At 67.8% G+C, this 13,043-nt stretch carries 11 protein-coding genes; all 11 read left to right on the top strand.

The annotated features are described in order from the left end of the window. The coding region (locus tag AC1RQG_RS26550; protein ID WP_493136186.1) for a chemotaxis protein CheA at window positions 1-1,299 on the top strand (1,299 nt) is incomplete at its 5' end. A 240-nt stretch (window positions 1,300-1,539) separates the two neighbouring features. After that, window positions 1,540-2,943 carry a 3-isopropylmalate dehydratase large subunit gene (gene leuC / locus AC1RQG_RS26545; protein ID WP_493136184.1) on the top strand — a complete coding sequence of 468 codons (1,404 nt, stop codon included), beginning with the start codon at window positions 1,540-1,542 and terminating at the stop codon, window positions 2,941-2,943. A 95-nt stretch (window positions 2,944-3,038) separates the two neighbouring features. Then, on the top strand, window positions 3,039-3,161 hold the full coding sequence (locus AC1RQG_RS26540; protein WP_493136182.1) for an entericidin A/B family lipoprotein: 123 nt from the start codon (window positions 3,039-3,041) through the stop codon (window positions 3,159-3,161). A 53-nt stretch (window positions 3,162-3,214) separates the two neighbouring features. Further along, window positions 3,215-3,862 carry a 3-isopropylmalate dehydratase small subunit gene (gene leuD / locus AC1RQG_RS26535; RefSeq protein ID WP_493136180.1) on the top strand — a complete coding sequence of 216 codons (648 nt, stop codon included), beginning with the start codon at window positions 3,215-3,217 and terminating at the stop codon, window positions 3,860-3,862. Window positions 3,863-3,877: 15 nt separating this feature from the next. Then, a complete protein-coding gene (leuB, locus tag AC1RQG_RS26530) occupies window positions 3,878-4,951 on the top strand; it encodes a 3-isopropylmalate dehydrogenase (protein WP_493136178.1) in 1,074 nt (357 codons plus the stop codon). A 37-nt stretch (window positions 4,952-4,988) separates the two neighbouring features. Further along, window positions 4,989-6,116 carry an aspartate-semialdehyde dehydrogenase gene (gene asd / locus AC1RQG_RS26525; protein ID WP_493136176.1) on the top strand — a complete coding sequence of 376 codons (1,128 nt, stop codon included), beginning with the start codon at window positions 4,989-4,991 and terminating at the stop codon, window positions 6,114-6,116. 253 nt (window positions 6,117-6,369) lie between these two features. Further along, window positions 6,370-9,147: a motility hub landmark protein FimV gene (locus AC1RQG_RS26520; protein ID WP_493136174.1), complete on the top strand. Its 2,778-nt coding sequence runs from the start codon at window positions 6,370-6,372 to the stop codon at window positions 9,145-9,147. A gap of 97 nt (window positions 9,148-9,244) precedes the next feature. After that, window positions 9,245-10,045 carry a tRNA pseudouridine(38-40) synthase TruA gene (gene truA / locus AC1RQG_RS26515; protein WP_493136172.1) on the top strand — a complete coding sequence of 267 codons (801 nt, stop codon included), beginning with the start codon at window positions 9,245-9,247 and terminating at the stop codon, window positions 10,043-10,045. A 10-nt stretch (window positions 10,046-10,055) separates the two neighbouring features. After that, window positions 10,056-10,748 (top strand): phosphoribosylanthranilate isomerase, encoded by a 693-nt coding sequence (locus AC1RQG_RS26510; RefSeq protein ID WP_493136170.1) that lies wholly within the window; start codon window positions 10,056-10,058, stop codon window positions 10,746-10,748. Further along, window positions 10,732-11,979, top strand: a complete 1,248-nt coding sequence (gene trpB / locus AC1RQG_RS26505) for a tryptophan synthase subunit beta (protein ID WP_493136168.1) — start codon at window positions 10,732-10,734, stop codon at window positions 11,977-11,979. Before AC1RQG_RS26510 ends, trpB begins: the two co-directional genes overlap by 17 nt. Before the next feature lie 58 nt (window positions 11,980-12,037). After that, on the top strand, window positions 12,038-12,835 hold the full coding sequence (gene trpA, locus AC1RQG_RS26500) for a tryptophan synthase subunit alpha (protein WP_493136166.1): 798 nt from the start codon (window positions 12,038-12,040) through the stop codon (window positions 12,833-12,835). Window positions 12,836-13,043: the final 208 nt, after the last annotated feature.

Genomic DNA, 13,043 nt, shown 5'->3' with positions numbered 1-13,043 from the left:
GACCTGCTGCTGGCCGTGGCCGTGGCCGCCGCCGCCGCCGCCGGGGCGCCGTCCGCCGCGCCGCGCGCCCGCCCCGAAGGCGAGAAGCGCGAGGACCGGCCGCAGGCGGCCCCCGTCAAGGAGGAGAGCATCCGCGTCGACGCCGTCAAGCTCGACGCGCTGCTGGAGGTGGCCGGCGAATCCGTGCAGGCCGCCAACCAGGCCGCCGTGCTGCTCGAACGCCTGCTGCAATTCAAGTTCGAAGGCCAGGCCGCCACGCTGATGGCCACGCTGGCCGAGACGCTGGAGCGCGCCTCGCGCTACTCGACCGAGCTGCAGCGCGCCACGCTGGCCACCCGCATGCAGCCGGTCGGCCGCCTGTTCCAGAAATTCCCGCGCCTGGTGCGCGAACTGGCCAAGGACCTGGGCAAGGACGTGGAGCTGACCATCGAGGGCGCGGAGACGGAGGTGGACCGCGTCGTCGTCGACAGCCTGTACGATCCGCTGGTGCACATGCTGCGCAACGCGCTCGACCACGGCGTCGAGTCGCCCGAGGAGCGGGTCGCGGCCGGCAAGTCGACCAAGTCCTACATCTCGCTCAAGGCCTGGCAGGAAGCCAACAGCGTGATGATCGTGCTGCAGGATGACGGCAAGGGCATGGACCCGATCAAGCTGCGCGCCAAGGCGCTGCAGAAGGGCCTGATCAGCGAATCGGCCCAGCTGACGGCCGACGATTGCTTCCAGCTGGTGTTCCTGCCCGGCTTCTCGACCAAGGAAGTGGCGTCGAGCGTGTCCGGCCGCGGCGTCGGCATGGACGTGGTGAAGACGGCCGTGGAGAAGAACCGCGGCGCGATCCACATCGAATCGGCGCTCGGCTTCGGCACCAAGTTCGCGATCCGCCTGCCGATCGAACTGTCGATCGTGCCGACCATGCTGGTGTCGACCTCGGGCGCGGCGCTGGCGCTGCCGATGGCGGTGGTGCAGCGCGTGGTCGAGCTGCCGGAGGTGTTCATGGAGGTGGGCGGCGCGCCCGTGCTCAAGGACCAGGGCCGGCCGTTGCCCGTGCGTTCGCTGGCCGGCGCGCTCGGCTACGAGAACTGCCGCGAGAAGGTGGGCATTGTTGTTGCAGCGCCACAACCGTACATCCTGGCCGTGGAAGCGGTCGACGGCACGGCCGACCTGGTGATCAAGCCGATGACGGCCATCGCCGTGGAAGGCATTACGGGCACGGCCCGCTCGGCCGAGGGCGAGCTGGTGCTGGTGGTGGGCCTATCGTTCCTGATGGACGGGTGCCGCGGCAGTGTCCGAATGGCAGCCTAGCGTTACGCTGGCGACCGACACGAAGCCTGCGAACCCCGCAGGCTTTTTTTTTCGCCGGGCCCGGCCGAGGGCCGCGCCGGCAAAATGATGCAAATTTAGCAAAGGAGTCATAGCAGGTGTATCAGGACGCGGGACCGCATCGGCTCACGAGGCTTGAAGGCAGCGACGCTTTTGCAATGCACAAATATGGCATAATCAAAGTGGATTACTCACACAGGCGGTAGCAGCACTGCATAAATCATGATGAAGACGCTTTACGACAAACTCTGGGAATCGCACGTGGTCAAGGCCGAGGAAGACGGCACCACGATCCTCTACATCGACCGGCACCTGGTGCACGAAGTCACCAGCCCGCAGGCATTCGACGGCCTGCGCGCCGCCGGCCGCAAGCCATGGCGCATCTCGGCCAACCTGGCCGTGGCCGACCACAACGTGCCCACCACCGACCGCGCCGGCGGCATCGCCGACCCGGTCTCGCGCCTGCAGGTGGAGACGCTGGACGCCAACGCCAAGTCCTACGGCCTGACCTATTTCAACATGAACGACAAGCGCCAGGGCATCGTGCACGTGATCGGCCCCGAGCAGGGCGCGACGCTGCCGGGCATGACGGTGGTGTGCGGCGATTCGCACACCTCGACCCACGGCGCCTTCGGCGCGCTGGCGCACGGCATCGGCACCTCGGAAGTGGAGCACGTGCTGGCCACCCAGACCCTGCTGCAGAAGAAATCGAAGGCCATGCTGGTGCAGGTCGACGGCGCGTTGCCGGCCGGCGTGACGGCCAAGGACATCGTGCTGGCCGTGATCGGCAAGATCGGCACCGCCGGCGGCACCGGCTACTGCATCGAGTTCGGCGGCTCCACCATCCGCGCGTTGTCGATGGAAGGGCGCATGACGGTGTGCAACATGGCGATCGAAGCGGGCGCGCGCGCCGGCATCATCGCGGTGGACGACACCACCATCAACTACGTCAAGGGCCGTCCGTTCTCGCCCGTGGGCCCGCACTGGGACCGCGCCGTCGAGTACTGGCGCACGCTGCATTCGGACGCCGGCGCCAAGTTCGACCTGGTGGTCACGCTCAACGCGGCCGAGATCAAGCCGCAGGTGACATGGGGCACCTCGCCCGAGATGGTCACCGCGATCGACGGCCGCGTGCCCGATCCCGACCACGAGAAGGACAGCGTCAAGCGCGACGCCATGGAGAAGGCGCTGGTCTACATGGACCTCAAGCCCAACACGGCGATCGAGGACATCCGCATCGACAAGGTGTTCATCGGCTCCTGCACCAACTCGCGCATCGAGGACCTGCGCGCCGCCGCCGAGGTGGTGCGCGGCAAGCAGCGCGCCTCCAACGTGAAGCTGGCGCTGGTGGTGCCCGGTTCCGGCCTGGTCAAGGAACAGGCCGAGCGCGAAGGGCTGGACCGCATCTTCCGCGACGCCGGCTTCGAATGGCGCGAGCCGGGCTGCTCGATGTGCCTGGCCATGAACGCCGACCGGCTGGAGCCGGGCGAGCGCTGCGCCTCGACCTCGAACCGCAACTTCGAAGGCCGCCAGGGCCAGGGCGGACGCACCCACCTGGTGTCGCCGGCCATGGCGGCGGCGGCCGGTATCGCCGGCCACTTCGTCGACGTGCGCGCGCTGCGCTGAACCGCCGCCGTCCTGAAACCGGGAACGGACCCCAGGGGCCGTTCCCTTATCCGCACGAATGTAAAAAGATAACCAGTCCCAAACGAGAGTCCATCATGAAAAAACTGTTCGCCCTGTCCCTGATCGCCCTGTCCCTGACCGCCTGCAACACCATTCAAGGCATGGGCAAGGATGTGCAGAAGGTCGGCCAGGTGGTCGAAGGCGCTGGCAAAAAATAACCGCGGCGCGGCGGGCCCGGGCGGCCCGCCGCCGCACCAACTGATTGAGTACCATGGATAAATTCACCATCTACGAAGGCCTGGTGGCCCCGCTTGACCGCGCCAACGTCGACACCGACGCCATCATCCCCAAGCAATTCCTGAAGTCCATCCACCGCACCGGCTTCGGCCCCAACCTGTTCGACGAATGGCGCTATCTGGACCACGGCGAGCCGGGCCAGGACAACAGCCGCCGTCCGCTGAACCCGGACTTCGTGCTCAACGAGCCGCGCTACCAGGGCGCCTCGATCCTGCTGACCCGCAAGAACTTCGGCTGCGGCTCCTCGCGCGAGCACGCGCCGTGGGCGCTGGACCAGTACGGCTTCCGCGCCATCATCGCGCCGTCGTTCGCCGACATCTTCTTCAACAACTGCTACAAGAGCGGCTTGCTGCCCATCGTTTTACCCGAAGCACAGATCGATCATCTGTTCAATGAAGTCAAGGCCTTCCCCGGTTACCGTCTGGTGGTCGACCTTGAGCAGCAGCGCATTTCCACCAGCAATGGCAGCGTCTCCTACCCCTTCGAGATCGACGCCTTCCGCAAATACTGCCTGATGAACGGTCTGGACGACATCGGCCTGACCCTGCGCCACGCGGACACCATCCGCGAATACGAGGCGCGTCATCTGGCAAGCCAGCCCTGGCTGGCCAACGTCATCTAATCTCGAACCAACACTATGAAAATTGCTATCCTCCCGGGCGACGGTATCGGCCCGGAAATCGTCGACCAGGCCGTCAAGGTCCTGAACGCGCTGGACGAAAAATTCGAGCTCGAAACGGCGCCCGTCGGCGGCGCCGGCTACGCGGCCCATGGCCACCCGCTGCCCGAGGGCACGCTGGCGCTGGCCAAGGCGGCCGACGCCATCCTGTTCGGCGCCGTGGGCGACTTCAAGTACGACACGCTGGAGCGCGCGCTGCGCCCCGAACAGGCCATCCTGGGCCTGCGCAAGCACCTGGGCCTGTTCGCCAACCTGCGTCCGGCCATCCTGTACCCTGAACTGGCGGGCGCCTCCACGCTCAAGCCGGAAGTGGTGTCGGGTCTGGACATCCTGATCATCCGCGAACTGACGGGCGACATCTACTTCGGCCAGCCGCGCGGCGTGCGCGAGTGCCCGGACGGCCCCTTCAAGGGCCAGCGCGAGGGCTTCGACACCATGCGCTACGCCGAAGGCGAGATCCGCCGCATCGCCCACGTGGCGTTCCAGGCCGCGCAAAAGCGCGACAAGCGCCTGACCAGCGTGGACAAGGCCAATGTGCTGGAGACGTTCCAGTTCTGGCGCGACATCGTCACCGACGTGCACAAGGAATACCCTGACGTCGCGCTCGACCACATGTACGTCGACAACGCCGCCATGCAACTGGTGCGCGCGCCGAAGCGCTTCGACGTGCTGGTGACGGGCAACATGTTCGGCGACATCCTGTCGGACCAGGCCTCGATGCTGACCGGCTCGATCGGCATGCTGCCATCGGCCTCGCTGGACGCCAACAACAAGGGCCTGTACGAGCCGTCGCACGGTTCGGCGCCCGACATCGCCGGCAAGGGCGTGGCCAATCCGCTGGCCACCATCCTGTCGGCCGCCATGATGCTGCGCTACTCGCTGGGCCGCGCCGAACAGGCCGAGCGCATCGAGAGCGCCGTCAAGGCCGTGCTCAAGCAGGGTCTGCGCACGCCGGACATCTACGAGGCCGGCACCACCAAGGTCGGCACCGCGGAGATGGGCGACGCGGTGCTCAAGGCGCTGGCGCAGTAACGGTATAAACGATTTACATGATATTGAAGGAATGATGATGAAACTAGTAGGCTTGGTAGGTTGGCGCGGCATGGTCGGTTCGGTCCTGATGCAGCGCATGCGGGAAGAGGGCGATTTCGCCCACATCGAACCGGTGTTCTTCACCACCTCGAATCCGGGCGGCGCGGCGCCGGCCATGGCGAAAAACGAGACCAAGCTGAAAAGCGCGACCGACATCGCCGAGCTGAGCAAGTGCGAGATCATCATTTCCTGCCAGGGCGGCGACTACACGAGCGAGGTGTTCCCGAAACTGCGCGCGGCCGGCTGGAACGGCTACTGGATCGACGCCGCGTCGACCCTGCGCATGGAGAAGGACGCCGTGATCGTGCTGGACCCGGTCAATATGCACGTGATCAAGGACGCGCTGGGCAAGGGCGTGAAGAACTTCATCGGCGGCAACTGCACCGTGTCGTGCATGCTGATCGGCCTGGGCGGCCTGTTCCAGCACAACCTGGTGGAGTGGATGACCTCCATGACCTACCAGGCGGCGTCGGGCGGCGGCGCCCAGCACATGCGCGAACTGCTGACCCAGTTCGGCACCATCAACAGCGCCGTCAAGCCGCTGCTGGATGATCCCGCGTCCGCCATCCTGGAGATCGACCGCCAGGTGCTGGCCACCCAGCACGGCATGTCGGCCGACGAGACCAAGCAGTTCGGCGTGCCGCTGGCCGGCAACCTGATCCCGTGGATCGACAAGGACCTCGGCAACGGCCAGTCGAAGGAGGAGTGGAAGGGCGGCGCCGAGACCAACAAGATCCTGGGCCTGGGCCCGGACTTCGGCTCCACGGCGATCCCCGTCGACGGCCTGTGCGTGCGCATCGGCGCCATGCGCTGCCACTCGCAGGCGCTGACCATCAAGCTGACCAAGGATGTGCCGCTCGATGAGCTGACCGACATCATCGCCTCGTCCAACCAGTGGGCCAAGGTGGTGCCGAACACGCGCGAAGCGTCGATGAAGGACCTGTCGCCGGCCGCCGTGACCGGCGGCCTGACCATCCCCGTCGGCCGTCTGCGCAAGATGAGCATGGGCAACGACTACCTGTCCGCCTTCACCGTGGGCGACCAGCTGCTGTGGGGCGCGGCCGAACCGCTGCGCCGCATGCTGCGCATCGTGCTTGATGCATAACGACTGTTAATCGGCAACCATCGCGGCGGGCGCCAGGTCCGCCGCGCACCGACAGCGGCCCCGGCGTCAACCGGCGCCGCTGTTTTTTTATCGGGCGCTTCCCAACGCGGTTTTTTAGGCATACATTAGGCGCCAAGGTGACATATCGGGGCGCACGGCACGTGCAAAGCTTGCACGGGCCAGCCCGTGGTGATATGTTGATACTTCCGGGAAAGTAACATTTTTCCCTCTGACAACTCTATCGCCGCCCACTATGCATTTAACCACTCGCCCCCGCATCGTTTCGTTCGCGTTGAAAACACTGACCAGCGCCGTCGCCTGTGCCGTGCTTTTATCCCCCGCAGCAAACGCCGCCGGGCTGGGCAAGCTGACCGTGCTGTCCTCGCTCGGTCAGCCATTGCGGGCGGAAATAGAACTGACGGCCGTGTCGGCCGACGAGGCCGGCGCGCTGGTGGCCAAGCTGGCGCCGCCCGACGCGTTCCGCGCCGCCAACATCGATTTCAATCCCACCCTGCTGTCGCTGCGCTTTGAGGTGCAGCAGCGCGACGGCCGCCAGGTGATCCGCATCACGTCCGGCCAGCCCGTCAACGAGCCGTTCGTCGACATGCTGCTCGAACTGGACTGGAACGGCGGCCGCCTGGTGCGCGAATACACCTTCCTGCTCGATCCGGCCGAACTGCGCGCCACCCAGCCGGCCCAGGTGGCCGCGCCGGCCCGTCCGGCCACGACGGCGCCGGCGGTGCAGCCGGCCCCGTCGCCGGCCCAGCCCGCGCAGCCGGCACAGCCGGCCGCCCGCGCGCCGGCGCCCGAAGGCGAGAAGTCCCGTCAGGCGGCCAGCCAGTACCACGTCAAGGCCGGCGACAACCTGACCCGCATCGCCGACCGGTTGAAGCCGGTCGACGTGTCGCTGGACCAGATGCTGGTGGCGCTGTACCGCGCCAATCCGGAAGCGTTCGCCGGCAAGAACATGAACCGCCTGAAGGCGGGCCGCATCCTGGCCGTGCCCGACGCCGACAGCGTGCGCGCGACCGCCACGGAAGGCGAGGCGCGCGGCGTGGTGGTGGCCCATGCGGCCGACTTCAACGCCTACCGCAGCAAGCTGGCCGGCCAGGTGGCCACCAGCGCGCCGGCCAAGGAGCCGGAAGCGACCCAGAGCGTGGCCGGCAAGATCACGGCCAAGGTCGAGGAGCGCGCCACGCCCGCCAACGAGGCGCAGGACAAGCTGAAGCTGTCCAAGGCCAATCCCGCCTCGGCCCCGGCCGGCGGTAAGACGGCCATGGCGGTGGAGGACAAGATCGCCAAGGAAAAACAGGTGGCCGACGCGGCCAGCCGGGTCAAGGAGCTGGAGAAGAACGTCAGCGACCTGGAAAACCTGATGGCGGTGAAGAACAAGGCCATGGCGGACCAGAAGAAGGCGTCCGCCCCGGCCAGCGCGGCCGCTTCCGCGCCGGTGATCGACCTGAACGCGTCGGCGTCGGCGTCGGCGTCCGCGCCGGCCAGCGCCGCCGCCACCGTGCCGCCCAAGCCGCGCCGCACGGTGGTGGTGCCGCCGCGCATCGCCGAGCCGAGCATCACCGACATCGTGATGGACAACATCACCTACATCGGCGCCGGCCTGGCCGCCCTGCTGGGCGGCGTGGGCCTGCTGCTGGCGCGCCGCCGGCGCCAGGAGCAGGCGGCCGCCGAGGTGCGCACGGAGACGAGCGTGCTGGGCGACTCGCCCACCACGGGCCAGCAACTGATCGCCGAGACGGGCGGCCAGAGCGTGGACACCAACAACAGCGTGTTCAACTCCAACTTCGCGCCGTCGGCCAGCCAGCTCGACACCAATGAGGTCGATCCCGTGGCCGAGGCCGACGTGTACATCGCCTACGGCCGCGACGCCCAGGCCGAGGAAATCCTCAAGGAGGCGCTGCGCATGCATCCGGAGCGCCACGCGGTGCGCCTGAAGCTGCTGGAGATCTACGCCACGCGCAAGGATGTGCGCGCGTTCGAAACCCAGGCCTCCGAGCTGTATTCGCAGACGGGCGGCGAGGGCGACGACTGGGATCAGGCCGTGGCGCTGGGCAAGGCGCTCGACCCGAGCAACCCGATGTACGCGGCGGGCAAGCAGCAGTCCGCCGCGCCGGCGCCGGGCGCCGCGCCGATGGACGATTTCGATCCATCCATGTTCGCGCCGCCGCCGGCCGAGGCGTCGATGGCCAGCAACTTCGCGGCCCCGGCCGCCGCCGGCCTGGACCTGGATTTGAGCCAGGACGCCGCGCCGGCCCCGGCCGCGATGGACTTCGGCACCGACCACGCGCTGGAGACGGCCGTGCCGTCCGCCGCGCCCACGCCGGCCGCGATGGCCGCCGCCGCGCCGGCCGACCAGTTCCTCGACTTCGACCTGGGCGGTCTGAGTTTCGATGCGCCCGCCGCGCCGGCGCCGGTCGAGGCGGCCGAGGCCGCCCCGGCCCAAGCCGAGGACCATGCCTTCGACCTCGATTTCGACGCCACGCCAGCGGCGCCGGCCGCCGCCCCGGCACCGGCCCCGGCACCGGCCCCGGCTGACGACTTCAGCATGGACTTCGGCCTCGACCTGCCGGCCACCGCCGCGGCCGTGCCGGCCCCGGCGCCGGCCCCGCTGCCGGTGGTCGACAGCGACCCGCTGGCCGACCTGAACCTGATGGACTTCGACATCCCGGCCGTGCCGGCCCCGGCCCCGGCGGCCGAGCTGAGCGCCAGCGATTTCGCGCTGCCCGAGATTCCGGCCGCGGCACCGGCGCCGGCCCCGGCCGACGTGGCCGCGCCCGAGTTCGACCTGTCGAGCATCGATCTCGACCTGAACAACGCGGCCGTGGACACCAAGCCGGCCCGCGCCGAGCCGCAGTCGGCCGTCCACATGGAGATGGAAACCAAGCTCGACCTGGCCATCGCCTACCAGGAGATCGGCGACAAGGAAGGCGCGCGCGAACTGCTGGACGAGGTGATCCGCGGCGGCAGCGACGAGCAGGTGGCCAAGGCCACGTCGATGCGCGCGCTGCTGGGCTGATGCCGGCCCGCGCCACCGGCCGGGGCCGCCGTCCCGGCCATGGCGGCGTCGTTTCCCGTTTATAATGCGCTGACTTGAATTTTTGAGCGGACAGCAATTGAAACGGATAGCAATCGGCGTCCAATACGACGGCAGCGCCTGGCATGGCTACCAGAAGCAGCCGGGCGGCCACACGGTGCAGGACCAGCTGGAGCGGGCGCTGGCGCAGTTCGCCACCGTGCCGCTGGCCACCACCTGCGCCGGCCGCACCGACACGGGCGTGCACGCGCTGGAACAGGTGGTGCATTTCGATACCGACCTGACGCGCGAACCGCATGCCTGGATGCGCGGCGTGAACACCTTCCTGCCGCCGTCGATCGGCGTGCGCTGGGTCAAGGAGATCGAGCCGTTCCCCGAGGGCGACGAATTCCACGCCCGCTTCAGCGCCCGCGCGCGCACCTATCACTACGTGCTCCACAACGCCCCCGTGCGCGCGCCGCTGCTGGCGGGCCGGGCCGGCTTCTTCTGGCGCCCGCTGGACGTGGACCTGATGCGGGCCGCCGTGCCGCCCCTGCTGGGCTGGCATGATTTCACGGCGTTCCGCGCGGCCCAGTGCCAGGCCAAGTCGCCCGTCAAGCTGATGCACGACATCACGATCGAACGGCGCGGCGAGCTGGTGATCTTCACCGTCAAGGCCAACGCCTTCCTGCACCACATGGTGCGCAACCTGGTCGGTTCGCTGGTGTACGTGGGCTCGGGCCGCCAGCGGCCCGAATGGCTGGGCGAGGTGCTGGAGGCGCGCGACCGCCACGAGGCCGCGCCCACCTTCATGCCCGACGGCCTGTACCTGGCCGAAATCGACTACGACCCCAAATGGCAGCTGCCGCTGGAGACCTCCAGCCCGCTGTCGTGGTTCTGAAGGAGTGTCCATGCACCGCACGCGCATCAAGATCTGCGGCCTGACCCGGGAAGAGGATGTGCGGGCCGCCGTGGCGGCCGGCGCCGACGCGCTCGGTTTCGTGTTCTATCCCAAGAGCCCGCGCTATGTGACGCCGCGGCGCGCGGCCGAGCTGATCGCCGCCGTGCCGCCGTTCGTCACCTGCACCGGCCTGTTCGTCAACGCCAGCCCGGCCGAGGTGGCCGCCACCACGGCCGTGGCGCCGCTGGCGCTGATCCAGCTGCACGGCGACGAGACGGTGGCCGAGAGCGCCGCCATCGGCGCGGCGTGCGGACGACAGTTCGTGCGCGTGTTCCGCGTCAAACCTGACACACAGCCGGACGATTTGCTAGAATACGAGCAGCAATGCCGCGCCGCCAGCCCACTGTTTTCCAGCCTGTTGCTCGATACGTTTGTGGACGCCTACGGCGGCGCAGGAAAGGTATTTGATTGGTCTCTCATCCCAAAAGAACTCGCGCCTCGGGTCGTTTTAAGTGGTGGCTTGAGCGTACCCGGCGCGACTGACGCCGTGGTGCGTGTACGCCCCTACGCGGTCGACATCAGCAGTGGTGTCGAAGCGTCCAAGGGGATCAAGGACGCCCGCAAGATCGCCGACTTCGTCGCGGCGGTGCGGGCCGCCGATGCCATCATTGAAAGAGAAAACCACCATGAAAGCCTTGCCTGAGAGCGGCCTCGCCGCCCCCCTGTTCCACACCACCGATTACCAGCTGCCCGACGCGCTCGGCCATTTCGGCCCGTACGGCGGCGCCTTCGTCGCCGAGACGCTGACCTACGCGCTGGCCGAGTTGAACGAGGCCTATGTGCGCTACAGCCAGGATCCCGCCTTCCTCGAGGAGTTCCGGTACGAGCTCAAGCACTTCGTCGGCCGTCCGTCGCCGATCTACCACGCCAAGCGCTGGTCCGAGCTGGCCGGCGGCGCGCAGATCTACTTCAAGCGCGAAGACCTGAACCACACGGGCGCGCACAAGATCAACAACGTGATCGGCCAGGCCTTGCTGGCCAAGCGCATGGGCAAGCCGCGCATCATCGCGGAAACGGGCGCCGGCCAGCACGGCGTGGCCACGGCCACCATCTGCGCCCGCTTCGGCCTCGAATGCGTGGTCTACATGGGCAGCGAGGACGTCAAGCGCCAGGCCCAGAACGTGTACCGCATGAAGCTGCTGGGCGCCACCGTGGTGCCGGTCGAATCCGGCTCCAAGACGCTCAAGGACGCGCTCAACGAAGCCATGCGCGACTGGGTCACCAACATCGAAAACACCTTCTACATCATCGGCACCGTGGCCGGCCCGCATCCGTATCCGATGCTGGTGCGCGACTTCCAGTCCGTGATCGGCGAGGAATGCCGGGTACAGATGCCGGAAATGACGGGCCGCCAGCCCGACTACGTGGTGGCCTGCATCGGTGGCGGCTCGAACGCGATGGGCATTTTCTATCCGTACATCGATGAGAAGGGCGTCAAGCTGGTGGGCGTGGAGGCGGCGGGCGAGGGCCTGGGCAGCGGCAAGCACGCGGCCTCGCTGACGGGCGGCATCCCCGGCGTGTTGCACGGCAACCGCACCTATCTGCTGCAGGACGGGAATGGCCAGATCATCGAGACCCACTCGGTGTCGGCCGGCCTCGACTATCCGGGCGTCGGTCCCGAGCATGCCTACCTGAAGGACAGCGGCCGCGCCCAGTACGTGTCGATCACGGACGAGGAGGCGCTGGCCGCGTTCCACGACTGCTGCCATATCGAAGGCATCATCCCGGCGCTCGAATCGTCGCACGCGCTGGCCTACGCGGCCAAGCTGGCGGCCACCTTGCCCAAGGATCAGATCGTGCTGGCCAACCTGTCGGGCCGCGGCGACAAGGACATGCACACGGTGGCGGAACGGATGGGGCTCAATTTCGGCTGATGTCAGCCGGGTCGCCCCAGATTCCTGTCCGATCACCTGTTAAAGAAAGCATAAAACCATGTCCCGTATCGCTCCAACTTTCGCGGCCCTGCAAGCCGATAAGAAAACCGCCCTCGTCACCTTCATCACGGCCGGCGACCCGGCGCCGGAACTGACCGTGCCGCTGATGCACGCGCTGGTGGCCGGCGGCGCCGACATCCTGGAGCTCGGCGTGCCGTTCTCCGATCCCATGGCCGAGGGCCCCGTCATCCAGCGCGCGTGCGAGCGCGCGCTGGCGCTCGGCGTCGGCATCCACGACGTGTTCGGCTACGTGCGCGAATTCCGCAAGACCAACCAGAACACGCCCGTGGTGCTGATGGGTTACGCCAACCCGATCGAGCGCATCGGCGCGGCCGCCTTCATCGCCGCGTCGAAAGAGGCGGGCGCCGACGGCGCCATCGTCGTCGACTACCCGCCCGAGGAGTGCGAGGAATTCGCGGCCGCCATGCGCGCCAACGACCTCGACCTGATCTTCCTGCTGGCGCCCACCTCGACCGACGCGCGCATCGCCCAGGTGGCCAAGGTCGGCGGCGGCTTCAGCTACTACGTCTCGCTCAAGGGCGTGACGGGCGCCGGCAACATCGACACGGCCGAGGTGGCCGAGCGGCTGACGGCCATCCGCCAGCACGTCAAGCTGCCGATCGGCGTGGGCTTCGGCATCCGCGACGGCGCCACGGCGCGCGCCGTGGCCGAGGTGGCCGACGCGGTCGTGATCGGCAGCCGCATCATCCAGGAGATCGAGAACAACGCCCGAGACGCGGTGGTGCCGGCCGTGCAGGCGTTCGTGGCCGGCATCCGCGCCGCGCTCGACGCCTGATCGCCCGGCGTCCCGGCCGCCCGCCTTGACATGGGATTCAGCCTTGACTATGTTAAAGGGGGCGGTTGGGCGTAGTTCGCGGTGGAAGTCGTCAACGCCGCCGTAATTTCGTTCAATTGCCGTTATTTTCCTGATTTTGGCGGAAACGTTGTCAGTTCGGAATGTTCGACAGGGCGGCCAGAAACGGCTACACTTCCGGCACCTGTTA

The organism is Rugamonas sp. GW822-FHT03B10 (assembly GCF_058801745.1).
The sequence above is the reverse complement of the archived record's forward strand: the minus strand, read 5'-3'. Positions and strand labels throughout refer to the sequence as shown.

Coding starts and splice junctions, on each gene's coding strand:
- AC1RQG_RS26510 (WP_493136170.1), top strand. CDS start 10,056: ATGCACCGCACGCGCATCAAGATCTGCGGCCTGACCCGGGAAGAGGAT.
- trpA (WP_493136166.1), top strand. CDS start 12,038: ATGTCCCGTATCGCTCCAACTTTCGCGGCCCTGCAAGCCGATAAGAAA.
- AC1RQG_RS26540 (WP_493136182.1), top strand. CDS start 3,039: ATGAAAAAACTGTTCGCCCTGTCCCTGATCGCCCTGTCCCTGACCGCC.
- leuB (WP_493136178.1), top strand. CDS start 3,878: ATGAAAATTGCTATCCTCCCGGGCGACGGTATCGGCCCGGAAATCGTC.
- asd (WP_493136176.1), top strand. CDS start 4,989: ATGAAACTAGTAGGCTTGGTAGGTTGGCGCGGCATGGTCGGTTCGGTC.
- leuC (WP_493136184.1), top strand. CDS start 1,540: ATGATGAAGACGCTTTACGACAAACTCTGGGAATCGCACGTGGTCAAG.
- trpB (WP_493136168.1), top strand. CDS start 10,732: ATGAAAGCCTTGCCTGAGAGCGGCCTCGCCGCCCCCCTGTTCCACACC.
- AC1RQG_RS26520 (WP_493136174.1), top strand. CDS start 6,370: ATGCATTTAACCACTCGCCCCCGCATCGTTTCGTTCGCGTTGAAAACA.
- leuD (WP_493136180.1), top strand. CDS start 3,215: ATGGATAAATTCACCATCTACGAAGGCCTGGTGGCCCCGCTTGACCGC.